Annotated in this window: 21 protein-coding genes; 13 read left to right on the forward strand and 8 right to left on the reverse strand. The window is 58.5% G+C overall.

The window, feature by feature from the left end:
- Positions 1-36 precede the first annotated feature (36 nt).
- Positions 37-2,709: a diguanylate cyclase domain-containing protein gene (locus KUV52_RS13890; protein ID WP_222526517.1), complete on the reverse strand. Its 2,673-nt coding sequence runs from the start codon at positions 2,707-2,709 to the stop codon at positions 37-39.
- A 170-nt stretch (positions 2,710-2,879) separates the two neighbouring features.
- On the opposite strand from KUV52_RS13890, the gene cmoA reads away from it, so the two are divergent.
- From cmoA to KUV52_RS13920, 6 genes are read left to right on the forward strand one after another with little or no spacing between them, the layout of a single operon-like run.
- Complete coding sequence (gene cmoA, locus KUV52_RS13895) at positions 2,880-3,611, forward strand: carboxy-S-adenosyl-L-methionine synthase CmoA (protein ID WP_222526518.1); 732 nt, start codon at positions 2,880-2,882, stop codon at positions 3,609-3,611.
- Positions 3,611-4,591: a tRNA 5-methoxyuridine(34)/uridine 5-oxyacetic acid(34) synthase CmoB gene (cmoB, locus tag KUV52_RS13900; RefSeq protein ID WP_222526519.1), complete on the forward strand. Its 981-nt coding sequence runs from the start codon at positions 3,611-3,613 to the stop codon at positions 4,589-4,591. The genes cmoA and cmoB overlap by 1 nt, the downstream gene beginning before the upstream one ends.
- A gap of 10 nt (positions 4,592-4,601) precedes the next feature.
- Positions 4,602-5,411 carry an ATP-dependent zinc protease gene (locus tag KUV52_RS13905; protein ID WP_222526520.1) on the forward strand — a complete coding sequence of 270 codons (810 nt, stop codon included), beginning with the start codon at positions 4,602-4,604 and terminating at the stop codon, positions 5,409-5,411.
- Positions 5,412-5,422: 11 nt separating this feature from the next.
- Positions 5,423-6,928, forward strand: a complete 1,506-nt coding sequence (locus tag KUV52_RS13910; RefSeq protein ID WP_222526521.1) for an inactive transglutaminase family protein — start codon at positions 5,423-5,425, stop codon at positions 6,926-6,928.
- Complete coding sequence (locus tag KUV52_RS13915) at positions 6,925-7,881, forward strand: alpha-L-glutamate ligase-like protein (RefSeq protein ID WP_222526522.1); 957 nt, start codon at positions 6,925-6,927, stop codon at positions 7,879-7,881. The genes KUV52_RS13910 and KUV52_RS13915 overlap by 4 nt, the downstream gene beginning before the upstream one ends.
- Positions 7,862-9,379: a hypothetical protein gene (locus tag KUV52_RS13920; RefSeq protein WP_222526523.1), complete on the forward strand. Its 1,518-nt coding sequence runs from the start codon at positions 7,862-7,864 to the stop codon at positions 9,377-9,379. The genes KUV52_RS13915 and KUV52_RS13920 overlap by 20 nt, the downstream gene beginning before the upstream one ends.
- Here KUV52_RS13920 and KUV52_RS13925 read toward each other — a convergent pair.
- A complete protein-coding gene (locus KUV52_RS13925) occupies positions 9,352-9,957 on the reverse strand; it encodes an FMN-dependent NADH-azoreductase (protein ID WP_222526524.1) in 606 nt (201 codons plus the stop codon). The genes KUV52_RS13920 and KUV52_RS13925 overlap by 28 nt on opposite strands.
- Before the next feature lie 101 nt (positions 9,958-10,058).
- Between KUV52_RS13925 and KUV52_RS13930 the strand changes: the two genes are divergently transcribed.
- On the forward strand, positions 10,059-10,970 hold the full coding sequence (locus tag KUV52_RS13930) for a LysR family transcriptional regulator (RefSeq protein ID WP_222526525.1): 912 nt from the start codon (positions 10,059-10,061) through the stop codon (positions 10,968-10,970).
- 68 nt (positions 10,971-11,038) lie between these two features.
- Here the strand turns inward: KUV52_RS13930 and KUV52_RS13935 are convergent, their stop codons facing one another.
- Positions 11,039-11,755 (reverse strand): class I SAM-dependent methyltransferase, encoded by a 717-nt coding sequence (locus KUV52_RS13935; RefSeq protein WP_222526526.1) that lies wholly within the window; start codon positions 11,753-11,755, stop codon positions 11,039-11,041.
- Positions 11,756-12,186: 431 nt separating this feature from the next.
- On the opposite strand from KUV52_RS13935, the gene KUV52_RS13940 reads away from it, so the two are divergent.
- The 6 genes from KUV52_RS13940 to KUV52_RS13965 all read left to right on the forward strand — a co-directional run bounded on the left by KUV52_RS13940 (position 12,187) and on the right by KUV52_RS13965 (position 19,685).
- The gene (locus KUV52_RS13940; protein ID WP_222526527.1) at positions 12,187-14,100 is read left to right on the forward strand and encodes an Ig-like domain-containing protein; all 1,914 of its coding nucleotides are present in this window, start codon (positions 12,187-12,189) and stop codon (positions 14,098-14,100) included.
- Positions 14,101-14,191: 91 nt separating this feature from the next.
- Positions 14,192-14,878 carry a TetR/AcrR family transcriptional regulator gene (locus KUV52_RS13945; protein WP_222526528.1) on the forward strand — a complete coding sequence of 229 codons (687 nt, stop codon included), beginning with the start codon at positions 14,192-14,194 and terminating at the stop codon, positions 14,876-14,878.
- Positions 14,879-15,186: 308 nt separating this feature from the next.
- Positions 15,187-16,554, forward strand: coding sequence for an alanine/glycine:cation symporter family protein (locus tag KUV52_RS13950; RefSeq protein ID WP_222526529.1), 1,368 nt, complete (start codon positions 15,187-15,189; stop codon positions 16,552-16,554).
- A gap of 155 nt (positions 16,555-16,709) precedes the next feature.
- The gene (locus tag KUV52_RS13955) at positions 16,710-18,011 is read left to right on the forward strand and encodes a DASH family cryptochrome (RefSeq protein WP_222526530.1); all 1,302 of its coding nucleotides are present in this window, start codon (positions 16,710-16,712) and stop codon (positions 18,009-18,011) included.
- Positions 18,008-18,178, forward strand: coding sequence for a DUF2256 domain-containing protein (locus KUV52_RS13960; RefSeq protein ID WP_222526531.1), 171 nt, complete (start codon positions 18,008-18,010; stop codon positions 18,176-18,178). The genes KUV52_RS13955 and KUV52_RS13960 overlap by 4 nt, the downstream gene beginning before the upstream one ends.
- Positions 18,147-19,685: a cryptochrome/photolyase family protein gene (locus KUV52_RS13965; protein WP_222526532.1), complete on the forward strand. Its 1,539-nt coding sequence runs from the start codon at positions 18,147-18,149 to the stop codon at positions 19,683-19,685. Before KUV52_RS13960 ends, KUV52_RS13965 begins: the two co-directional genes overlap by 32 nt.
- Here KUV52_RS13965 and KUV52_RS13970 read toward each other — a convergent pair.
- The 5 genes from KUV52_RS13970 to thiS form a co-directional block, all read right to left on the reverse strand.
- Positions 19,682-20,380: a GTP pyrophosphokinase family protein gene (locus KUV52_RS13970; protein WP_222526533.1), complete on the reverse strand. Its 699-nt coding sequence runs from the start codon at positions 20,378-20,380 to the stop codon at positions 19,682-19,684. The genes KUV52_RS13965 and KUV52_RS13970 overlap by 4 nt on opposite strands.
- Positions 20,381-20,513: 133 nt before the next feature.
- Positions 20,514-21,440: a helix-turn-helix transcriptional regulator gene (locus KUV52_RS13975; protein ID WP_222526534.1), complete on the reverse strand. Its 927-nt coding sequence runs from the start codon at positions 21,438-21,440 to the stop codon at positions 20,514-20,516.
- 462 nt (positions 21,441-21,902) lie between these two features.
- Positions 21,903-23,054: a 2-iminoacetate synthase ThiH gene (thiH, locus tag KUV52_RS13980; protein ID WP_222526535.1), complete on the reverse strand. Its 1,152-nt coding sequence runs from the start codon at positions 23,052-23,054 to the stop codon at positions 21,903-21,905.
- A gap of 9 nt (positions 23,055-23,063) precedes the next feature.
- Entirely contained in the window at positions 23,064-23,825 is a 762-nt protein-coding gene (locus KUV52_RS13985) for a thiazole synthase (RefSeq protein WP_222526536.1), read from the reverse strand.
- Positions 23,826-23,827: 2 nt separating this feature from the next.
- Positions 23,828-24,025: a sulfur carrier protein ThiS gene (thiS, locus tag KUV52_RS13990; RefSeq protein WP_222526537.1), complete on the reverse strand. Its 198-nt coding sequence runs from the start codon at positions 24,023-24,025 to the stop codon at positions 23,828-23,830.
- Between the last annotated feature and the right edge of the window lie 4 nt (positions 24,026-24,029).

Raw genomic sequence — 24,029 nt, forward strand, 5'->3', positions numbered from 1 at the left:
CCAAAGACCCGGTCATTACGGACTGTTGCTCAATGTTCAGGCAACTTGGTAGCCGCCCCCGCCCTGCCCCTTCACAAACCGCAGTTGTCGATCCGCGGCCTGAAGCAAACCCACTGCGTCAGCACCATGCTGGGGGAACACCGCAACACCGATACTGGCACTCACCGAAACCTCGGTTCCGTCCAGATCTATCGGCTGATCCAGCTCCATCATCAGCACCTCGGCCACATGTCTGGCAGCGGCCACGCTTTTCACCTGATTCAGAATCACCACAAACTGATCGCCTCGCAGCCTCGCCAGCGTGTCGGAACGCCGCAGTCCGGTGCGCCAGCGCTGCACCACCTTGTTCAGCAGCAGGTCGCCCTTATCCCAGCCCAATCGTCGGTTCAAGGCGCCGAAACCGTCAAGATCCAACAGCAGAACGGCCATCTGTCGATGCTCCCGGGCATGAACCAACAATGCCTGACCCAATCGGTCGTCCAGCATACTCCTTCCCGGCAAGCCGGTGACAGGATCAATCCCGTCGATACGCTGATGTTGTTGTTCCAGCTCCCGACGCTGAATCTGCTCCCAGCGCCAACGGCGATAGATCAGGATAAAACCGAGTGCCAGCACTGGAATCACGGTAACGGAAATCCAGAACAGGACCCCAACCATCCCTCTCATCATCGACGGCTCCCCTTGGCTTCGGGGCTCACCGGACCGGCTCACAGAGTGTACGGCCTGATTAAGATAGGGCTGCCAGGCTGCCTCCTCCTCCGGCAACGAGAGATAGATCCCCAGTCGAGGGGGATCCACTAACGTCGAGACAAAGAGTGAAGGATGGCTTATCCCCCAATGCTGCCATTGTGCTTTTGGTAACAACAGCACTTGCCCTGATTCCAACGCACTGACTGCGGCCGCCCGGTTTCGTACCGTCCTGAAGGCGTTGAATGGATAATGGCGCTTAAGCCAAAGTGACTCCGGGCTTCTGTCCAACACGACCAGAGGCAGAGATTGCATGGCCAGGGAAACCCCTTCAGGCAAGGGCGTTTCGCTGACCAGTACGTAGTTCAGCCAGAGTATCGGATGCGCCCATGGCGAGAGTGGGTTCGATTCCCCCTCGATGGCTAGGCTGACCGGTACCGGTCTGTCTCCTGATTCGGGAGGCTGTTCGGTTAGCATGGTGACCCCGAGTACCCGTCCCAACTGGCTGAGCATCCTTTCCACATCCAGAGAGGACCATGCCCACTGTGGCAGAGTCGAGCGCTCCACCAGCCAGGGGCGGGGATCAGAGATCAGGGGGCGAGCCACGCCCCCAACCAGTGAAGTATCTGAAGAGAGCGTCCAATACTGGGTCAGCGCCAACACCTGCTTCGGTGGCAGTTCAGCAAACCCGCGTTTCACCCTTTCTGTGAGCGCGTTGTCACCGATTGCAACGAGGACATTAAGGGGAATTGCAGGGGTAGCCAGGGTGAGCGCTTCCAGCGTGTCATCCAGAACCGGAACCACCGCTTCAGGCAGCAACACGCCGTCGACCTTGTGATCTGCCAACATGGACAACAGATCTGAAGGCTGATCGGAACTGAACCGGGTAATCTGTTGCGGCCTATTGGACAGCCAGGTCTCATAGCCAGCATTCGTGTAGTAACCCAGCGCCAGCTCGGGTCGCGCCAGCAGTTCCTCATTCTGCCCTTTACGGACAATCAGCACCGTGGGTACCTGATACAGCTCGTACGCTTTTTCCAGGCCCAGTTTGCCCACTTCGGCAGCAACGTGTCCGGCGAACAGGTCCAGTTCCCCCTTGCGCAGCGCTGATAACCCGGCGGGGCCCAGACCAGCAGTGACGAACTGAACCGGCACGCCAGTTTGAGCGGACCAGGCGCGCCACAGGTCCACCAGCAGCCCGGTAGCCCGGCCGCCCTTTCCGTTATACATCAGTGGCGGCATATCGGCGGTGACCCCCACCTTTAGGGGTGCCTGAGGGTTGGTCTGGCCAAGCCAGCGTCGGGCCAGCACTTCGCGGACACCCGCGCCGATCTGATTCAGATCCTGATTTATCTGCTCAATACGCTCTGCCTGCTCCGGTAGCGTGGCGGCACTGACTTCAATGGTGGCCAATGGCAAGCGGCGATGGGCCGGAAACTGACGGGAGATGCGATGCTGTTGCTCCGAATGCTGGAGGTAACCATCCAGGTTGGCGAAAGCCATCACTTCGCCATTCAACGCCGCTGTCAGCAACGCCTCGCGGGAGGGAAAGCGCACCAACGCCGCGGAGGGCAGCCGATTGGTCAGCAACTCCTCGTGAACGGATTGGGCCACCACACCGATGCGATACGGGGCCAGATTGGCCAGTTCGGTCATCCGTGGCAGGTCGCGGTGGATGAAGATTTGAAGAGGAACGGTCAACAGCGGTTCTGAGAGCGCAAACCGTGCTTCCCTTTTGGCACTTCGGGCCACGCCAGCGTGAAGGTCTACTCGACCCTCTGACAGGGCGACGATGCTGTCGGGCCAACTCATCAATTCGAAGGTCACAGGCTGACCGTTCTGTTCCGACCAACGCCGCCAAAAGTCCACCAGATAACCGGCAGGCTCATTCTGACTGTTGCGGTATTGGTAGGGGTAACTGTCTTGCGACACGGCAATTCGCATCGGAGCGGTTTGCGCCTGCCCATCCGGGGCGACGGCAAAAAGTAAGGCTAAAAACAGCCAAAAGGCGACTCGGATCACGGCAATTCCTTGTGAACTTCCTCAGCGGCAAATCAGTGACTTCCTGTCACTGGCGATATCTTGCCCAGGTTGGATCTATATTAACCGCCTTATCGGTTCTGTCTACGGTCTAGGTTGCTGCCCTTCGCCCCGCACCGCTACAATATTTTTTGTTCATTCAGGAAGCTATCATGACCTCCGAACAAGACCGTATTTTCTCCAAGCCACTGGTGAAAGTGGCTGATTTCCGATTCGACGATAAAGTCGCGTCGGTCTTCCCCGATATGATCTCCCGCTCCATTCCCGGTTACGGGCAGATCCTGCATACCCTCGGCGAGATCGCTGAGCGTCGCGCACAGCCCCAAACCCGGGTCTACGACCTGGGCTGTTCGCTAGGTGCGGCCACCACCTCCATACGGCGCGCTCTTGGCGAGCGTGACGTTGAGATCGTTGCCATCGATAACTCCGAGGCGATGGTCAAGCGTGCCCGCGAGCATCTGGACGCCTTTGTCAGCCCGATCCCGGTAGAACTGGTGTGCGCCGACATTCGGGATGTGGCGATTGAGAACGCCTCGATGGTGGTACTGAATTTCACCCTGCAGTTTCTGTCACCGGATGACCGTGATGCCTTAATGGCTAAGATCTACCAGGGCTTGGTGCCTGGTGGCGTACTGGTGGTGTCGGAGAAGCTGGTGTTTGATCAACCGAATCTCCACGAGTTGCTGGATGACCTGCATCTCGACTTCAAGCGCGCCAATGGCTACTCCGAACTGGAGATCAGTCAGAAACGTAACGCGCTTGAAAATGTCATGCGCCCTGACACCACTGAGCGACATATGGCCCGCTTTAAAGCCGCCGGCTTTTCCGAAGCTGGTTTGTGGTTCCAGTGTTTTAACTTCGCCTCCATGGTGGCCATCAAGTAATGGATTTCAGTCGTTTCTATCAGCGCATCGCCGGCAGCAAGCTCAGTCACTGGCTTGAGACCGCCCCTGCACAGCTCTCGGCCTGGCGCCGCTACCATCGCAATGGTCAGTTCCCCAAGTGGGAGAAGGTGATCGCCAAGTTGCCTGACCGCACTCCGACGGTTCGGGAGATCGAGCACGAAGTGCGCATCGGTGCCGCCGATGAACTGCCCGGCGGCGATGTCAGCAAGATCCATAATCTGCTTCGCTGCCTGCACCCCTGGCGCAAAGGGCCGTTCCACCTTTATGACATCCATATCGATACCGAATGGCGCAGCGATTGGAAGTGGGACCGACTCAAGCCCCACATCTCGCCGTTGAAACACCGCACAGTGCTCGACGTCGGTTGTGGCAGTGGTTACCACATGTGGCGAATGCTTGGCGACGGCGCCGACCTGGTGATCGGTATCGATCCGTCAGACCTGTTCCTGGCCCAGTTTGAAGCGGTCAGAAAGCTCTACGGCGGCCATGAAGATATCCATCTTCTGCCCCTCGGCATTCAGGATTTGCCGGCGCTGCATGCCTTTGACACCGTTTTTTCCATGGGAGTGCTTTATCATCGGCGTTCCCCCATCGACCACCTGATTCAGCTTCAGGACCAACTTAACGACGGCGGTGAGTTGATCCTGGAAACTCTGGTAATCGATGGCGACGAAAATCAGGTACTTGTACCCAGTGATCGTTATGGAAAGATGAACAATGTCTGGTACATTCCCTCATCAAAAGCCTTGATGCTCTGGATGCGGAAGTGCGGTTTTGAAAATGTGCGTCTGGTGGATGAGGCGATCACGAGCACCGACGAACAACGCCGCACTGAATGGATGACCAACGAATCCCTCGCCGACTACCTGGATCCTAACGATCCAAGCCGTACCATCGAGGGTTACCCGGCGCCCAAACGCGCCATCATCATCGCCAATAAAGCCCAAAAAACCGGATAAGGAAGAGAAGATGAAGCAAGCCCGTTCACTGGCCCTGGTTTTCACCGCATTGCTGGCCACCGGCTGCGCCCAGCAGCAGGCGGCACCGCCGGCGACCGAGCAGCAGTTGACCAACGCCATGGCCACCCAGCTTGCTCAGATCGAAACGATGCTGGTCAAACGCTGCGACTCCGAAGTGGCAGCCACCACCGAGTACCAGGCGCAGGTACTGACTGAGCTAAACGGCATGAACGTGGGCTTGCTGGCTCTCGCCGAAAAGGCCACCGTTCCGCAGGTGACCTGTCCGGAACTGCCTGCCGATCCGCTGAACCTGGGCGATAAGTTTGTTCTTGGTGAAGTAGAGCGGGTTTATATCCAGGAAGTGGGCCAGGCATTTGACGCCCGGGTTGATACCGGGGCGGTAACCTCCTCCATCAGCGCCACCAACATCCGTCTGTTCGAACGCAACGGTGAACAGTGGGTCCGCTTCGATATCCCCAACAGCGAGATCGCGCCAACGGAACAGGCCACCGAGCCGAAAGAGCCCGCTACCGCCGAGGAGAGCAAAGCCGCAGCTCCCGCCATCACCGTGGAAGCCCGTGTGGCTCGATTCGTCAACATCAAGAAGGCGTCCAGCGAAGAGCCGCAGCGCCGCCCGGTGATCCGCACTCGGGTACGCCTGGGTGATTACGTTACCGAGACAGAGATGAATCTGACCGACCGCAGCCATATGGAATACCCGGTGCTGCTCGGACGGAAATTCTTCAAGGATATCGCCGTGGTTGATGTCAGCCGCAAATACATTCACTCCGGAGATGGCAGCCAGTCTGCTGCGGAATAAGGACTTTGCCCGTGTCACGCAAACCGTTTTATCTGCTGATCTTTGTGCTGATCGCCGCTGGCGTCGGCTACAACTACCAGCGCCACGTCAATGACGGGATCCCATTCCTTCCCGGCACCAGCCAAACCAATTGGACCGTTGAAGCACGTATCACCTTCAATGGTGAGGGCGCCGTTGAGGCCAGCTTTGCGCTGCCCTCCGATCCCGCTTTTAAAACTTTGAGCGAATCCGCCGCCTCACCCGGCTATGGTCTGGCCATGACCATGGAGGGCGATGCACGGCGCGCCACCTGGACCACCCGTGAAGCGTTGGGACGTCAGGAGCTTTACTACACCACCAACCTGGTTCCCACCGGTGACACCGCGCTGCCTGAGATCGCTGAACTACCAGCGCCTGAGGCGGTTGTCTGGGACGAAGGGCTGGATACCGCTGCGCAGGCAGTCATCGAAAAAGCGTGGCAGAAGAGCGCATCCAACACCTCTTTTGCCCGTGAGATCGCCGAAGCGGTAAGTAAGCCGGACCAGCAGCAAAATGTCGCTCTTCTGCTCTCCCGTTATGCACCGGCCCCACTGATGACCCGATTGGTTCAGAGCGCCGGCGTTCCCGCACGCGAAGTGTACGCTCTGAAACTGGAAGATGGACGCCGCCGTCAGGACCTGATCCCGATGGTTGAAGTGCTCGACGATGAGGAGTGGCACCTGTTCAATCCGGCCACCGGTGAGCAGGGGCGCGATGACAAACTGCTGTTGTGGCAGCGCCACAGCACCTCCGTGCTGGACGTAACCGGCGGCAGCAACTCCAACGTCTCCTTCTCCATGATCGAGGACACCCGCCCTGCCCTGGCCACCGCCATCGATATGATGGATAACGGCGGTCTGGCCTCACTCTCCCTCTACAACCTGCCGTTGGAAGAGCAAAGCCTGTTGCGCGGCTTGTTCCTTATCCCCATTGGTGTGCTGGTTGTGGTGTTCCTGCGGGTGATCGTCGGCCTGAAGACCTCCGGTACCTTTATGCCGGTGTTGATCGCGCTGGCCTTTATTCAGACCAAACTGCTGACCGGTCTGGTGGGCTTCCTCCTGATTGTGGCGGCTGGCCTGGTTATCCGCTCCTACCTCTCCAATCTGAACCTGCTGTTGATCTCCAGGATCAGTGCGGTGGTGATTGTGGTGTTGGGGATCATTGCCGGATTCACCCTGCTGGCCTTTAACCTCGGCCTGACCGAGGGCCTGACCATCACCTTCTTCCCGATGATCATTCTGGCCTGGACCATTGAGCGTATGTCCATCCTCTGGGAAGAGGAAGGCGCCAAAGAGGTAATGCTTCAGGGCGGTGGCAGCCTGCTGGTAGCCACCATCACCTATCTGGCGATGGACAACGACCTGGTTCGCCACTGGGCGTTCAACTTCCTGGGTGTTCACCTGATCATCCTGGCGCTGGTGCTGATGCTTGGTCAGTACACCGGTTACCGTCTGCTTGAGCTGCGTCGATTCCGTCCGCTGGCGGGAGAGAAGTCATGATCTTCGTCGATCCCCGCCGCCTGAAAGCCCGTGGGATCATGGGCATGAACCGGCGCAACATCAGCTATATCGGGCGCTACAATCCGCGTAGCCTGTATAAGCAGGTGGATGACAAGCTGATCACCAAGCAGTTGGCACTGAAGAACAATATCGCCACCCCGGACCTGATCGCCGTAATTCGTGAACAGCACGAGATCGACGAGGTTCATCAGATGGTGGCGGGCCGCGACGGCTTCTGCATCAAGCCCGCGCAGGGTTCCGGTGGTAAAGGCATTCTGGTGATCACCAAGGTCGAGGATGGGCGCTACTTCAAGCCCTCCGGCGACGAGGTGACGCCCGTTGAGATGGCCCGCCACTGCTCCAATATCCTCGCTGGCCTGTTCAGTCTCGGCGGCAAAAACGATGTGGCGGTGATTGAAGCGCTGATCCGCTTTGACCCGGTATTTAACGGCATCTCCTACGAGGGGGTGCCGGATATCCGCCTTATTGTGTTTAAGGGCTACCCGGTAATGGGGATGCTGCGCTGCTCCACCCACGCGTCGGATGGCAAGGCCAACCTTCACCAGGGTGCGGTGGGCATCGGCGTTGACATTGCCACCGGCAAAGCGATTCGGGCGGTACAGTTTGACGAGCCGGTCAACCACCATCCGGATACCGGAGAGGACCTGTTCCAGGTTCAGGTACCCCACTGGGATCGCCTGCTGGAACTGGCCTCCGGCTGCTACGAAATGTCCGGCCTCGGCTATCTGGGCACCGATATGGTGCTGGACCGCGACCGTGGTCCGCTGCTTCTGGAGTTGAACGCTCGCCCCGGTTTGGCGATCCAGATCGCCAATGATCGCGGTCTGCTGCCGCGATTGCGGAAAGTAGAAAGCCTCGGTGACATTCCGGTGCCGGTTGAGGAACGCATTGCCCGAGCCAAGGAGTGGTTTGGTGAAGGCCGGGAAGACTGAACGGTTCCGACACTCCCTTAACGCCCTGGCTCTGGCTGGGGCGTTGTTCATTCAACAAGCCAACGCGGCCGAGTTGCTGAACTACTGCCTGAACCAAATCGATGCGGTCGGTGCGCCCGCTGGCACCCCGCTCAACCGCCATCGTCAGTTTGGCCAACTGGTGCTGCTGCAGGACCAACTCAAATATCTGGCGCAAACCGGCAACAGCGACGACCTGGGACGCTGTACCCTCGCGCTGCAATCCGCCATGGGCCAATACCGGCCGCAGTCCCCGCCGAATCCTGAGCAACTGAGCCTGGAAACCCAGCTTATCCATCTCGACAAACATCCGCTTAAGTCGATAACCATCCGCTCCGAGCGCTGCTGGTTGGGGGTCGAATCCACGCCCTCACAAACGCTGGATCTGGAGAGCGGGTCCGTTTCCCGTTACCTCAATCAGGCCGAGGATCCCCTTTGTCGGGAGCGCGTCTGGGTGGCCTATCAGAACCGCGCCAATCCCGATGCGGACCGTCCCCTCAGGCGTTATCGCGAGAACGCTGAGCGACTCGCCTGGCAGGCAAGCTTTCCCAGTGATGCCCACTGGCAACTGCGCCACACCCCGCTGACAAGCCCGGTTCAGGTCGAACAGTTCCTGAATGGCTTAACCCCGGATGGCGATCGCCTCCCGTGGCAGCCCGCCCCCGGTTCGGCCCCCCTGTCGCAGGAACCGACGCAACTGGCACAGGAAAGCCTGGGCTACCTGATTCAACAGTTTGGTCTGTCTCTGCTCCCCATCGACGAACGCCAATGGCAGGTTTGGGACGGGGCACGTCTGCTCGGTTACCTGGAGCTGTCGGCAGGAGAGAGCAACCGGCAAACCACGCTTCAGTCTCACTGGGTAGGATTGAGTCCGGCTGTCGTTCAGATGGTGTACCGCGAGAAGCCCTGGTATCCCCGTCACTGGCACCAATGGTTGGCCCAAACCGCCGAAACCCTGGTTTCCATGGCTGGCCGTCCACTGCCGTACCAGATGCAGCCCAGTAGCGGAGCCGGCTATGGGTTTGGTCGCGCGCTGGCGCGCTCTGAAGGGGTTCAGCGTCAACTCCTTGGGGCTTCCCTGCCCCCAAGGCCATTGTTCGACGCCACCGATCTGTACCAGGCCCAAATGGCGCTCGCAGTCGCCACACAAAATCCCTGGTCCCCCACTGCGCTGCAACGCACCAGCGACGCCTTGTTTGAACGCTATTTTGCGCGCCCTGCACCAAAGGGGCTTACGCCCTGGCCCGGCCACAGCGACTGGGCCATCGCCGGTGCCCGTGCCTATCTGCCCCTGTGGTATGCCAATCAGGGTCAGACACTGCTGGAGCAAAGGCTGAGCGGCACCCTCAGTCCAGAACAGCTTTGGCAGCAACTGACCTTTCTTTCTGAATCAGAAAACGAAAAAGGCCCGGCGGAATTCGCCGAGCCTTTTGAGCGTCACCCTCGTTCGGATCAGGCGGCCGACAACTCCGCGATCTGATTGCGCGCCAGTTCCAGCCCCGCTTCACCACCGGCCACACCCTCGGCGTTGATGGCGGTTACCTGGGTAATGCCGATAAAGCCCATCACGGTCTTCAGGTAGGTGTCCTGATGATTCATGGCAAATGCCGGGCTGGTGGAGGAGTAGTTACCGCCACGAGCGCTAATCAGTACCGCCTTCTTATCCCCCAGCAGACCTTGAGGACCATTTTCGGTGTAGCGGAAAGTGACGCCAACTCGACAAATCTGGTCAATCCAGGCTTTCAGGGAGGACGGCACTGAGAAGTTGTGCATCGGCGCACCAATCACCACTTCGTCGGCAGCCAGCAGCTCTGCTACCAGTTCATCAGACAGGGCAATCGCGTCCTGGGCCTCACTGCCGCGGTCCGCTTCCGGCGTGTAGAAAGCGCCAATGGTGGCCATATCCAGATGCGGCGGCGGATTCACAGCCAAGTCCCGCTCAATCACCTTCCCCTCCGGGTGGCGAGCCTGCCAGCTTTCAACATAGCGTGCTGCAAGGTCGCGAGTATGGGATTGGGTCAGGTTCGGGCTGGAATGAATCACAAGCAAGGTGGTCATGGGAATACTCCGTCACTAAGATTTGTTGTCCATTTTAAGTTCACGAAAGCGAAAATAAATCGCATAATCCCGCTCAAACCATTCGATGGAATAGAACAGTCATGTACCGACCTCACTCCACGCTGGAACAGTGGCGCATCCTCCAGGCCGTAGTCGACTGCGGCGGTTACGCCAAGGCCGCAACGGCACTGAACAAAAGTCAGTCCTCCCTGAACCATGCGGTGGCCAAACTGCAGCAACTTCTGGGTGTTCCCCTGTTGGAGGTGAAAGGACGAAAGGCGGAACTGACGCCCCAGGGCAAGGTTCTGTTACGCCGCTCCCGCGCTCTGACGTCGGAGATTGAGCATCTGGAGATGCTGGCAGCCAACCTTGAACAGGGCTGGGAACCGGAGATCACCCTCTCCCGGGAGATCCTCTACCCCACACAGGCACTCTACCAGGCGATGAGCCGCTTCTACCCGGAGAGCCGTGGTACGCGCCTTACCGTAATTGATAACGTGATGAGCGGCACCGATGCGGCCCTGGCTGACCCGAGTTACGATCTGGTGATCACCGCCCGCACGCACCCTGGCTACCGTGGTCAGACGCTTGGCGCCATCCGCATGCTGCTGTTGTGTCACCACGAACACCCTCTGACCAAGGCCAATGTTATTGATGACAGCCGCCTCTCCCAGGAACTGCAGTTGGTGATTCGGGATACCGGCAAGGACGCGAATAAAGATCTGGGCTGGCTGAAGGCGGAACAGCGCTGGACCTTCTCCAACTTCCATGAGGCGATCGCCGTACTGCAGCAGGGCGTTGGGTTCTGCTGGGTACCAGAGCATTTGGCCCAGCCCCATTTGCAGAACGGCACCCTGACCCACCTGACCCAGGCCACGGTGGATTTCTCACTGCTGCCCCTGTCGCTGATCATCCCTAACCCTCACCGACTCGGGCCCGCCGCCCGGCGCTTTGCCCAGTTGCTGCTGGAGTCCAGCCCCATCGCCCAGCAGGCTGCCACCGCACCGGTTTAACCGGCTCCAAAAGATACAGGGCGTGCTGTATGACCAGCGCGCCCTGCACGTTGCCACGACAAGTGACATCAACGCCCTCTTCGCGCCATCACAAATAGGAAATTGGGCTGGGTGCTTAGCCGAAGGAAGGCTTCCGGGTTGCGCTCTTTGAGCCGCTGAGTTGGCGAGCCCTCCTGGAGCATGGTGATCACAAAGCCGCTATCCGTCACCACACCGATCTGCTCCCCAAGGGAGCGGCGATAAAAGGTCACGGTTACCGGCATGCCAACGGTATCCCACTGTTCGGTGATCGCTTCGCGGGCAAAGTAGTTACCGGAGGGTGAAACCTCGGCGTCCGCCACCGGATGGTGAGTGGAGAACAACAGATGGCCCCCCGGTTTTAGCACCCGGGCACACTCAGCAAAAAAGCGGCTCTGATCTTCCAGGTAGTGGATCATTAAGGGGCTCAACACCAGATCATAATGGCCATCCTGCTCTCCCGGCAGTCCCTCTGAGAGGTCCTGTTGGTAACAGCGAACCTGTTGTTTGCCCCCAAAACGCGCCTGAACGATTTCAACCATGTTCGGCGAGAGATCCACCGCCGTGACTTCGGCACCGCGTGCCAGAAGCTCAGCCACATACTCTCCGGAGCCACAGCCCAGATCTAGAACCCGTTTCCCGATCAGATCAGGCAACGTCGCATCCAGCATCGCCAGAGTGGTCGGGCGCTCATATTCGGCGTTGTAGTCGTTGTCTTTCACCACATCCGCATAAGCGCGGGCGTGCTTGTGATACATCTCACTCATGCTTCGCTTTCCGCCAGTATTCCGTTTCGCTTATTCTGAACCGTCACTTTCGCCGCTTTGTCGGGCTTGCTAAACACCGCTGCGGAACAGGCCTGATGAACGGCACCGCATTATGCCGTATCCATCAGACAGCGCAATCAACAGCCCGAGGCCAGGGGATTCACGCCTGCTGACAAGCAGGCAACTGGACGGATGCTCCAATCAGCGCGTACCCGTTCGCCTGAAACAGCAACCGGACGTGACCTGGATTGCAACCCCGCAACCCGTACGCGACACGCTTTGCTCCCAATGCGTTCATATTGTGACCCCCGTCACCCCTGCTTTTACCCGACCGGCTCCCAACTCGTTTCCAACCTGTCATCACATTCTTAACCCCCGTTCACTTTTTACGATCTCACTGCAAAACAAAAAATGAAGGGAACCTTGAGATGATGAAACACACTTTTCCGATTGCACTGGCTCTGACCCTGGGTCTCGGCGGCTGCAGCAGTGATGACGACGAAACAGCGCCGATCCCACCGCCAAACAACACCCCACCGATTGCTGAGTCGGACTCGGTAACGGTCTACCGCGGTGAAACGGTTGAGATAGACGTTCTTGCCAACGATTCAGATCCCGATGGCGATGCGATCCATATCGTTGAGAGCCAACTGACCATTACCGAAGCCGGGCTTATCTCCTACAGCGCTGCCGCAGACGCGCCGCTGGGCCAAAAGGTGTTCAGCTACACCATCTCCGACGGCGAACTGGAAGACAGTGCTCCGATCTACATCACCGTTAAAGCAAAAACCGAGGTGCCCTCTGAAGCCACCTTTGTGACGGCCGACACCTGTAAATCCTGCCACTCCGGGCACTATGAGCAGTGGCAAGACACAAAGCACGCCCACGACTATCGCCGCCTTTACACCGAAGAGAACAAAACCATTGAGGCGATCATCCCGGAACTGGACTGGGGCACCGAAGCCAACCCGCAACGTCACACCATCTGGGGCATGCCTTATCAGTTCTCCACCTACAAAACTGAGGATGGAAAATACTACGCTCAGCTGCATGACGGTGTGGACCCGACAAAGTCCGTCACCTACCGCATCGACGGCATCTCCAGTACCACCTCGAAGCAGTTTGTCAGCTACGACTTCCCCTCCGACGACGACCCGAATGTCGAGAGCAGCTACGGTCGTATGATGCCCTTTGCCTGGTTTAACGACGGCAATGTGCAGCGCTTTACCGGCTTCTACACGACCGGGGCGTTCTGGCATAAAGACGGTAGCCTGGTTCAGGAGGGAGACATTATCAATTCCGCCTTTGTCGGCCCCATCGACCAGCGTGAAGAGCTCAAAAAGATGAGTTGGGACAACCAATGCCTGACCTGCCACGTCACCGGCGGCAAGGTGCTGGAATGGGACGAGAGCGAGCTTTATGGCATGTTGGCTGGCCACACCAACTCCAAAGACTCAGAGGCTGTGGAGGACGGGATCAGCTGTGAGCGTTGCCACAACGAGGGTTCGCTTCACGCCAGCAGCATGAGCGGCGATGACATCGCCAACCCGGGCAAAATGACGTTCCAACAGTCGGTCGATTCCTGTGCCCAGTGTCACCAGATGTTCAAACACCCGGACATCTACCACTACTCTCAGCCCTACATTCCGGCACTCGACGACGAAGGCAACATCACTACCGGCCAGGGTCAACATTACCGGGTCGGGGACGAACTGACCCAATTCACCGAGTTTGATCCGCAGGGCATGTTCCTTGGAACGACGTTCCGTAAAGGGCAGAAGAACCAGGTCCACGACTACATGAGTTCCAGCCATTACGAGGCTCAAATCGATTGTGTGACCTGTCATGAACCTCACACCATGGGGATGCAACGAGAGGGAGATGCTCTGTGCACAGAGTGTCACGCCGACAAGGGCAGCAACCACACCCTGGCGATCCACGACATGGTGGGGGCCACCTGTATCGACTGCCACTTCGTTGCGACAGAGTCGGTGGCAACTCGCTGGAGCAACGATAACCATACCTTCAAGGCGATCAGCCCGGTTGAGTCACTCGCCAACTTTGATGCACTGGCCCCTTACACCCGGGGCGAGGGAACCAACCCACAAATGACCAAGCTTTGGGGCATGCTGCAACAGATGGGTGGCGCAAACGGTGTGTGTTATTCCAACGGCATCTACCGCAACAGCAGCTACGTGTGCGACTCGTTTGATGTTCTGCCCAACGCGTGCAGCAACTGCCACAGCAGCGAGCATCCGCAGCCGGGTGTCTTTGATGATACCGAGCGGGCCAAGCTGATCCAGGCCACCGAGCGCTATCAGCGCTTCCTGGACCAGCAACAATAATTACCCCCCTGTATATTCAGGCACGCTAAGATGGGCACCGGCTAAGCTGGTGCCCTTCTTTAGGGCATGGTCAATGAGATATGGACAAGCGATGACACCCCAACAGCGAAAACGACACCTGCTACGAACCGCTCTGAAATTGATCGAGGAGCGGGGTTATGTTCAGTTCAACTTCCGTGAACTCAGTGCAGAGGCCAAAGTCTCCATCGGCTCCCTCTACCGCCTGTTTCCGACCAAAGAACATCTTCTGACCACCCTATGGGGCGAGCACATTCAGCGGATGCACGAGTCCTACCAGGTGTTTGAAAACTTTGGCCTGACCGACAAGGAGCAGATCATCTGCAGTGCTTGTTGGCCGTTCCTGAGACAAAAGCTGTCGGCACGCTCCTTTGTCATCGAGATGATTGGCGCCAATCATCAAATGTTCGATGAGCTCAGTGACCAATCGAAAGCCGAGTTGGAGGCGCAGTTTAATGCGGTTTTGCAGAAGCGCTTCAATCAGTTTGCTCGTGCGGTCAAAAGTGGAGCGCTGAACCCTGACGACGGTAAGATCCGCACTGCTATCAAGCAGTTGACACTCATATCCCGGGGGGCAGTGATGATTCAGCAACACGTATTTGTCCCTCCGTCCACTTTCCAGTTGGCGGAGATCATTGAAGCCTGTGACCTGATACTGAGCCAGTTGGAGTGGCGGTCCGACGCCTCCCGGGTCGACGCAAGAAGAATCGAGCTGGCGCTGCGAACCACCTGCGATGTCGCAGCACAACAATCGGATTAACCTGCCTTTGGGCTGAAGATATCAACACACCGGTTGTCGGCTTCGCGCACAGATCCAACACCACAATCGCCCGACTCCAGTGCCGAGTATCCCACCAGCGTGATAACCGGACGCCGGATAATCCTATGGCCACGCCGGATTCGGCTTTATCCAATCCTGCAATGCCACACAAATCTGCGCAGATCCTCTCCGCCGCATCCAAATATTAACGCCTTGTTATCCCTACCGATCCCCCGCCGGGTGTGGTACAGATCGTTCTTTGTCCGCTCATCCCTCAGGGAATAACGATAATCGACAAGGAGTTTTGGATGGACACCCTTTCCCAACTGGTTGGCACAGTAAACGGCATTGTCTGGGGGATCCCCATGCTGGTGCTGATCCTTGGTGTCGGCCTCTATCTGACTATTGGCCTTCGCGTGATGCCGGTGATGAAACTGGGCACCGGCTTTCGCCTGCTGTGGCAGGGCCGTCAGGACAAAGGGGAAAAAGGCGACATCAGTGCCTTCAACGCCCTGATGACCTCCCTCTCCGCCACCATCGGTACCGGTAATATCGCCGGTGTGGCTACTGCCATTGCCATGGGTGGCCCCGGTGCGCTGTTCTGGATGTGGTGCACCGCGCTGGTGGGCATGGCCACCAAGTACGCTGAAGCGGTGTGTGCGGTGAAGTACCGCGAAACGGCGGAGAACGGCGAATTTGTTGGCGGCCCGATGTACTACATCAAAAACGGCCTCTCCTCCAAGTGGACCTGGCTGGCCACCGCCTTTGCGCTGTTTGGCTCCATCGCCGGGTTCGGTATCGGTAACGGCGTGCAATCCAACTCCGTGGCTTCCGCCCTGCAAAACAGCTTTGGCATCCCGGTTGAACTGACCGGTGTAGTGCTGATGCTACTGGTTGGCGCCGTACTGATGGGTGGCATCAAGCGCATCGCCACTGTGGCGGGCAAGCTGGTGCCCCTGATGGCCGCCTTCTACATCGGCGCCGGCCTGGTGGTTCTCGCGCTTAACGCCTCTGCCATCCCGGGCGCCATCGCGTTGGTGATTGAAAGCGCCTTTACCCCGGTAGCGGCCACCGGTGGCTTTGCCGGTGCTGCGGTCTGGGCCGCCGTACGCTTTGGTGTGGCTCGTGGCGTATTCTCCAATGAAGCGGGCCTGGGCTCCGCCCCCATCGCGCACGCTTCCGCCAAAACCAATGATCCGGTTCGTCAGGGTCTGATCGCCATGCTGGGCACCTTTATCGATACGCTGATCGTCTGCTCCGTTACCGGTCTGGCGATTGTGGTCACCGGTGAATGGACCAGCGGCGTCTCCGGCGCTCCCCTCACCTCTGCGGCCTTTGGGTCCGTCGTCCCTCAAGGGGAAGTGATTGTGGCCATCGCCTTGGCGGTGTTCGCTTTCACCACCATTCTGGGCTGGAGCGTCTACTGTGAGCGCTGTGTTCAGTACCTGTTGGGCGACAAAGCGGTTAAGCCGTTCCGTCTGGTGTTTACCCTGGCGGTTCCCCTGGGCGCCATCGTCTCCCTCGACTTTGTCTGGCTGCTGGCTGACACCCTGAACGCCATGATGGCGATCCCCAACCTGATCGCTCTGGTACTGCTCAGCCCGGTGGTATTCAAGCTGACCCGTGAGTACTTTGCTCGTAACGGTGAAGCCAACCCGGCAACCGAATCTCAGTAAGGTTCGCCTAAACAACAAACGCCCCGGTTTACGCCGGGGCGTTTTTGTTTTCCCCTCTGCAACACCCCATTAGGCAGGGCCAACCCGGGCGCCTTTTGGCCCAATCCGACATCCGCTGCGTAACAGAGGGAAATCCGCCAGCACGAGAGGTTAATGTGAAGCGTGCTCTGCTCTGGTTCCGTCATGATCTGCGGTTGGATGACCACCCCGCTCTGCTTCGGGCCGCCGAAGCGAAAGAGCATCTTATCTGTCTCTACTGTGTCGAACCCCGCTGGTTTGTGGCGGACAACTGGCAGTGCCAGCGGGTCGGTGCCCATCCCTGGCGCTTTATTCTCGAGGCGCTGTCCGACCTCAACCAACGCCTTGAAGCCCTCGGCCAGCGCCTGGTGGTTCAGGTAGGGGACCCTCTTACGGTGATCCCCCACCTGATGCGAAACCACTGGATCGATAAGCTGATCATCACCGCGCCGTTTGGTGAAGAAGAACGCCAACAGTACCTGTCGCTGCAGCACTGGCTCGGCCCCAGACGATGTGAGGTGCATCAGGCTCACACCCTGTTCACCCTCGATCAATTGCCCTTTGCCCTCTCTGACCTCCCGGGCACCTTCAGTCAGTTCCGTAAAGCGGTCAAAGGGCTCGATTGGCGTCCCATAGCCCCCCCGGTTAAGTCGCTGCCACCTCCGCTCCCCATCGGCAGCCATGCTCTGCCCGCTGCCACCATCGAACCCAACCGCCACTATCACGGTGGCCAAAGCGCCGGAGAGGCGCACCTCGGCCACTACTTTTCCAGCGACGCACCAAAGCAATACAAACTGACCCGAAACGCACTGGATGACTGGGAAAGCTCCACCAAGCTCTCCCCCTGGCTGGCACAGGGCTGCCTCTCTCCCCGACGGGTGATGGCCGAACTGGAAAAATACGAAGCGCAACACGGCGCCAATGAGTCGACAGAATGGATAGGCGTGGAGTTACTGTGGCGTGAATACTTCCAGTGGACCGCTCTGGCCCACGGCACACGACTTTTTGCCTTTAGCGGAACCGCCGGAGTGCGTCGCCCTACCAGCTTCTATCCCGAGCGCTTTGCCCGCTGGTGTCAGGGACAAACCCCCTACCCCATCGTGAATGCGTCGATGCGGCAACTGAACTGCACCGGGTTTCTCTCCAATCGGGCTCGGCAGCTGGTGGCCAGTGCTTTGGTTCACGAACTCGGCATGGACTGGCGCTACGGTGCAGCGTACTTCCAACAACAGTTAATCGATCACGATGTGGCCTGCAACTGGGGCAACTGGCAATACCTGGCGGGGGTTGGGGCCGACCCAAGAGGTTGGCGCCACTTCGATCTGGAGAAACAAACCGAACTGTACGACCCGGAACGACGGTTTATCCGACGCTGGCAGGGAGAAGCAGCCGCCGCCATGGACAGTCAGGACTCCGTTGGCTGGCCGGTCAAAGCATGAAACCCAGAGCCGAAAAGGTCTGCCCGGTTTGCCATCGTCCATTTCAATGGCGGCGACGTTGGGCCCGCTGCTGGGACGATGTCAGGTACTGCTCTCGCCGCTGCCGCCGTCATAGAACCTCGGAAGGAGTGCAAAATGATCCACACCCTCAGACTGATTCTGGGTGACCAGCTCAACCCAAACCACAGCTGGTTCCGGCAGCGGGATGACGGTGTGCTCTATCTGATCGCAGAGCTGAAGCAGGAAACCGGTTACGTTCGCCACCATATTCAAAAGCTTTGCGCCTTCTTTGCGGCGATGGCGGCGTTTGCCAGTGAGTTACAGCAGGCGGGTCATCGGGTCCGACACCTGACGCTGGACGATACAGCTGCCTACCCTGACCTGCCAGCGCTGATTCGGGCGGTGTTCGAGGAGAGCGGCGCCACCCGCTTTGAGTTTCAGCGGCCCGACGAGTATCGCTTGCTGAAGCAACTGACCTCACTGGACCTCCCCATCGCCGCTCAGCAGGTGGATACCGAACACTTCCTGTTGCCCTTTGAGGAGATCGATACCCACTTCCAGCGCAACAAGGCGCATCGGATGGAAACCTTCTATCGCACGATGCGAAAGCGGTTCGCTCTGCTGATGGAGGGGGACAAGCCGCTTGGAGGTCAGTGGAATTACGACAAGGAGAACCGTCACGCGCTCAAACCGATCGATTGGGCCACCATCCCTGCCCCGCTCTGCTTTGGCAACGATGTTATGGCCATCCGGGCACGACTCGACCGTCACCAGACCGACTCCATTGGACGGCTGGAGGGGGCGTTGATCTGGCCCATCAACCGAACCCAATCCCTCGAACTGTTAAGCCACTTCTGCCACTACGCCCTGCCCGGCTTTGGCCGGTTCCAGGATGCCCTGTCCGAGGGCGCCCCCCATAACTGGAGCCTGTTTCATGCCCGGCTGAGCTTCAGCCTCAACACCAAGATGCTGCACCCGATGGAGGTGATCCAGGCCGCCATCAACGCTTACCAACATAACGAAGCCATTACCCTGCCCCAGGTGGAGGGGTTTGTCCGTCAGATATTGGGGTGGCGGGAGTACGTTCGGGGCATCTACTGGGCCAATATGCCCGGCTATGAAACGCGAAATCACTTTAAGGCAACCCGTCCGCTGCCGAGCTGGTTCTGGACCGGAGAGACCCGGATGGCCTGTCTGCGTCAGGCGATCACCCACTCGCTGGATTACGCCTACGCTCACCATATTCAGCGCCTGATGATCACCGGCACCTTTGCCCTGATGATTGGCGCAGACCCCGATGAGGTGGATGCCTGGTACCTGGGGATCTACATCGATGCCATCGAGTGGGTGGAACTGCCCAATACCCGGGGAATGAGCCAGTTTGCCGATGGTGGCTTGCTGGCTTCCAAGCCCTATGCGGCGAGTGGAAACTATGTGAACAAGATGAGTGACCACTGCCAGAGTTGCGCTTACAACGTCGCCGCCAAAACCGGAGAGGATGCCTGTCCCCTCAACAGCCTCTACTGGCACTTTATGGCTCGGCATGATCGGGAGCTGGCCCGCAACCCCAGGATCGCCGTGGTCTATCGTGGTTGGGACAACCGTCCAGAGGCAGAGCGTCAGGCCATTCTGGCGCGGGCCGAGTGGTGCCTGGAGAACCTGGACGCGCTTTAATCTCCGGGCACTTTTCTGGACAGAGACTGGTACGCGTCCCGTATCGCCATCAGCGCCATATCCTCCTCGGCAAGCCGGATGGCGATGTCCCGCAGCCGCTTTTCATGCTCGCGATGGTCCACGCCATCGACCTTGGCTTTGTAGTGAAACTCGTGGGTCATGTCACCCCAGGCATCCTGGAGCTTTGAGCGGATCTGAATTTCACACAGCATCTGGGCCACCTCTATCCGGGTTTCCCGGGCGCTGCCCTGAATGCTGTCATACCCTACCTCCGCCAACAGATGGATGGCGCGATAGCCTGAGGGTTTGGGAGCCCGAATGTAATCCTCCACCTCGGTTTGAAAGGTCAGGTGTTTGGAGGCGGAGATGATATGGAGCATGCCGATGCAGTCATCGACAAACCAGCACACGACTCGGGCACCAATCAGATCGGTAATGGCGTCCGTGGGCTTTTCAAATGCGGGCCAGCCACGCCGGGCCAGTTTGCTCAGGACGCTGTTGAGGGATTTAACCCGGGTGGTGACCAGCACCGCCTCGTTGGGTAACTGGTGACGGCGGCAATAGGCTTGCGCCAACTGCTCCAGGCGGATCTGCAGCAACGCCCGGATCCGCTCCAGTTCATCGCCGTAGCGGCCAAAGAACTCAACCAGGCGATCTCGGGCCTGCTCCGCTTCAAGGTGGGGGATTTCCGACATTGGGCCTCCGAATTGCTCCCGTCGTAACCCTATGAGTGTACGCGTTATTCAATCAAGCGTGCTTACCTGGATCAAAGAGATCGCCATAGCCGTTGGTAAAGCGGATGCGCAACCCGACCTCAATAATAACGCGTCAGTCTTCAGCGTCTGTTTTGGGTGCCGGACTGCCCTGCTGCCCCCCATTTTCAAACCGGCTTCGGAACGCCGTGGGCGTTACCTGGTTATGGCGCTTGAAGTACTTAACAAAGTTGGTGGTATCGTCAAAACCCAGCTCAAAAGCGATGGACTGAATCGAGCCCCCTTTCATGGATAACTTGCGGGTTATCTCCAGATTGAGACGAAAATCGATGATCTGCTTCGCGGTCCGGCCGCAGCACCGTTTGCACAGGAGATTGAGGGATTTGTAGCTCAGGTACATCTGCTCAGCGTAGGTCTTGGCTTCCCGATACTGGGCAAACTGGTTCTCTACGCGCTCAAGGAAATCATTGAAACGCGCGCGATCCTCATCATTGGCAGCGGAGCCGATATGTCGACGCTCCCGGGCCAGCTTTAACACCAGCGCAGAGAACAGCAGTTGAGTAAACACATCGTCATCGCCTCGCTCCTTCTGAGCCGTCGCAATCTCATTCAACATCGCCTTGCAGGTCTGATTGATGGTGTCATCCATAGGCAGCACCGGCGAATGGGTCAGGCTCATATGGAAAGGCACAAAGTAGGAGTTGCGAATATTGGCTGAACACTCAGAGAAAAAGGCCGGCGTGATACTGACCATTTTCCCCAGGGGACGGTCGTCGGGGTCAAAGGCGTGGATCTGATTCTTATTGATAAAGATGACACTGCCATCCCGGTAGGGGTGTTCCACGCCGTCCACCTGGTGACACCCCGACCCGCGTTCAATGTAGATCATGCAAAAATAGGCGACCCGATGCGGCTCAAACAGATCGCAGGCGTTGCTGCCCTGGTGCTGGCGAAAATGCTCCAGGTCCAATACCTCAATCCCAGCGGATGGATTAAAGGAAGTACGGTACCCGACGGTTGGAATGTCTTCAAAACGGTTCACAGTGCGGCCCTCAATAACCCCTTAATTGCCATCGGTTAGGCCCAGACAGTACCGCTTACCGCGCCATGCCGGGCTTGGCAGCCTTTCCCGCATGCCATTAGGGTCGTCCGATGGGATAAACAGATCAATCGCGCAGCGTCGGGCATGTGACCACCATTACACCTTGCCACCAGGCTTTCGGTTATGCGGTTTTCTTTTGCTCGTTTCATCCACATTTCCTTTCGCTTTAAAGACGCGCAGTCGCAACAGAGAAAGTACTGGCAAACCGTTAGCCGCTACAGGTCCGGGTGACCAGCCAAATGGTCGATTTGATACCAGGTAAAAGATTTGTGAAACGGATCAGACAGGTCGAATTCCTTTAATTTCGAGCAAGTTTTATCTGCTGAAAACTGAAGCATTAAACAGAAAGCGCCCGAGTTAACGGGCGCTCTGACGCAATTGGGCTGACGCCTTACAAAGGGGTTACTTTTTTGGCAACGTCGCCACCTCATTCTCCGCCACAATTCCTGAGTAGACCGGTTCCCAATCTTTCCATACCGGCTGCAGCCCCTTTGTCACAAGGGCATCTGCTACCGCCTGTGGCGTACGGTCATCGTCGATGCTGAACTGCTCCAGATCATCACTGCGCTCGGCATAGCCTCCCGGGCGGGTGCTTGAGGCGGCCGAAGCGGTGGTGATCCCAAGGGGGAAGACATTATCCCGAAAGTGGGCCGACTCCCGGGTGGAGAGCGAGAGGTCCACCTCCGGAGCAAACAGTCTTAACGCGGCAATCAACTGCACCAACTGACGCTCCCCTACCGGCGACACCGGCTCCAATCCCCCGGTACAGGGACGAAGACGGGGGAAGGAGACCGAATAGCGGCTGCGCCAGTAGGTACGCTGCAGGTAATCCAGATGCAGAGCCACCATCGCCGCTTCCACCCGCCAACTGGCCAGTCCCAGCAGAGCACCAATCCCAATCTTGTCGATTCCTGCCTGTCCCAGGCGGTCCGGCGTTTCCAGACGGTAGCGAAAGTCGGTCTTATTGCCGCGCAGGTGGTGTTGGGCGTAGGTACGGGAATGGTAGGTCTCCTGATACACCATGACCGCATCCAGCCCCAGGGTTTTCAGCTCCTGATATTCCGCCGTGTCCAGCGGCTGAACCTCCATCTGCAGATAGGTAAAGTGGGACTTCACCCGGGGCAGCATTCGGCGGAAATAGTCCATGCCCACCTTGGTTTCATGCTCCCCGGTCACCAGCAGGATGTTGTCAAACCCCATCGCTTTGATCGCCTGAAGCTCCCGCTCCAGCTCTGTTTCATCCAGCGTATGGCGCTTAATGCGGTTACTCATGGAGAAACCACAGTAGTCACACTCGTTGGCGCAGAGGTTGGAGAGGTAGAGGGGCACGTAGAGCCCCACATTGTTGCCAAAGCGCTGTCGCGTCAGCTGCATGGAGCGTCCTGCCAGCCCCTCAACGTGGGATTCTGCCGCCGGTGACACCAGCGCCAGAAAGTCCTGCCAGTCCCGCTTTGGTTTGGCCAGTGCCTGAACGACATCCGCTTCCGTTTTGCTGTTGATGGTCAGCGCCAGCGCATCCCAATCCTGCTGCTGCCATTGGAGATAGAAACTCATTGTCTGACCTCAGCTCAGAAACCCGGTCAATGGACTGGTGGCGGCAGCCTGAGTCGACACCGCGCCCAGCCCGGACTCATAGGCGATGCGGCCGGAGGCGACCGCCAGCTTAAAGGCTTCGCCCATGGCAACCGGGTTACCCGCCACCGCCATCGCGGTATTCACCAACACCGCATCAGCGCCCAGCTCCATCGCCCAGGCGGCGTGGGACGGCGCACCAATACCCGCATCTACCACCACGGGCACTTTGGCCTGTTCAATGATGATCTTAAGGAAGGCTTCGGTTTTCAGTCCCTGGTTGGAACCGATGGGCGCCCCAAGAGGCATCACGGCGGCGCAGCCCGCCTCCTCCAGCCGCTTACAGAGCACCGGGTCGGCGTGACAATAGGGCAGCACCACAAAGCCTTCAGCGCAAAGCACCTCGGCCGCTTTCAGGGTCTCGATGGGATCCGGCAACAGGTAGCGCGGGTCCGGGTGGATCTCCAGCTTCAGCCAGTGGGTGCCCAGCGCCTCCCGGGCCAGACGAGCGGCGTAGATCGCCTCCTCTGCGGTGCGCGCGCCGGAGGTGTTGGGCAACAGGTCCACGCCAATCGCCTTCAGCGGGGAAAAGATGTCCCCCTGAGCTCCGGTCAGATCGACCCGTTTCAGCGCCAGGGTCACCAGTTGTGAGCCAGACGCGGCGATGGTCTCCTGCATCAGCGCATTGGAGGCAAATTTACCCGTGCCGGTAAAAAGACGAGAGGAGAAGGTTTTGTCTGCGATGGTCAGCATTATCAGCCTCCGGCAATGACGGAAAAGAGGTCCAGGGTGTCGCCCTCATTCAGAGGGGTCTCTCCCCAGCGGGGCTTACTGACCACCTGGCCATTCAGCGCCACGGCTACACCGGGCTTGTCCTGGCCAAGGTTGGCCACCAGTTCGGCGACGGTGGCCGCCGATACCTGTTGGGGTTGTTGATTCAGGATGATTCTCATGGCG

Source organism: Ferrimonas balearica, assembly GCF_019802055.1.
Classification (GTDB): Bacteria; Pseudomonadota; Gammaproteobacteria; order Enterobacterales; family Shewanellaceae; genus Ferrimonas; species Ferrimonas balearica_A.

What these genes read in the sequence shown, in the direction of transcription:
- thiH (WP_222526535.1), bottom strand. Translation starts at nt 23,054, where the DNA reads ATGAGTTTCTATCTCCAATGGCAGCAGCAGGATTGGGATGCGCTGGCG.
- KUV52_RS13965 (WP_222526532.1), top strand. Translation starts at nt 18,147, where the DNA reads ATGATCCACACCCTCAGACTGATTCTGGGTGACCAGCTCAACCCAAAC.
- KUV52_RS13930 (WP_222526525.1), top strand. Translation starts at nt 10,059, where the DNA reads ATGTACCGACCTCACTCCACGCTGGAACAGTGGCGCATCCTCCAGGCC.
- KUV52_RS13945 (WP_222526528.1), top strand. Translation starts at nt 14,192, where the DNA reads ATGACACCCCAACAGCGAAAACGACACCTGCTACGAACCGCTCTGAAA.
- cmoB (WP_222526519.1), top strand. Translation starts at nt 3,611, where the DNA reads ATGGATTTCAGTCGTTTCTATCAGCGCATCGCCGGCAGCAAGCTCAGT.
- KUV52_RS13985 (WP_222526536.1), bottom strand. Translation starts at nt 23,825, where the DNA reads ATGCTGACCATCGCAGACAAAACCTTCTCCTCTCGTCTTTTTACCGGC.
- KUV52_RS13970 (WP_222526533.1), bottom strand. Translation starts at nt 20,380, where the DNA reads ATGTCGGAAATCCCCCACCTTGAAGCGGAGCAGGCCCGAGATCGCCTG.
- KUV52_RS13905 (WP_222526520.1), top strand. Translation starts at nt 4,602, where the DNA reads ATGAAGCAAGCCCGTTCACTGGCCCTGGTTTTCACCGCATTGCTGGCC.
- thiS (WP_222526537.1), bottom strand. Translation starts at nt 24,025, where the DNA reads ATGAGAATCATCCTGAATCAACAACCCCAACAGGTATCGGCGGCCACC.
- KUV52_RS13925 (WP_222526524.1), bottom strand. Translation starts at nt 9,957, where the DNA reads ATGACCACCTTGCTTGTGATTCATTCCAGCCCGAACCTGACCCAATCC.
- KUV52_RS13950 (WP_222526529.1), top strand. Translation starts at nt 15,187, where the DNA reads ATGGACACCCTTTCCCAACTGGTTGGCACAGTAAACGGCATTGTCTGG.
- KUV52_RS13935 (WP_222526526.1), bottom strand. Translation starts at nt 11,755, where the DNA reads ATGAGTGAGATGTATCACAAGCACGCCCGCGCTTATGCGGATGTGGTG.
- cmoA (WP_222526518.1), top strand. Translation starts at nt 2,880, where the DNA reads ATGACCTCCGAACAAGACCGTATTTTCTCCAAGCCACTGGTGAAAGTG.
- KUV52_RS13940 (WP_222526527.1), top strand. Translation starts at nt 12,187, where the DNA reads ATGAAACACACTTTTCCGATTGCACTGGCTCTGACCCTGGGTCTCGGC.
- KUV52_RS13915 (WP_222526522.1), top strand. Translation starts at nt 6,925, where the DNA reads ATGATCTTCGTCGATCCCCGCCGCCTGAAAGCCCGTGGGATCATGGGC.
- KUV52_RS13960 (WP_222526531.1), top strand. Translation starts at nt 18,008, where the DNA reads ATGAAACCCAGAGCCGAAAAGGTCTGCCCGGTTTGCCATCGTCCATTT.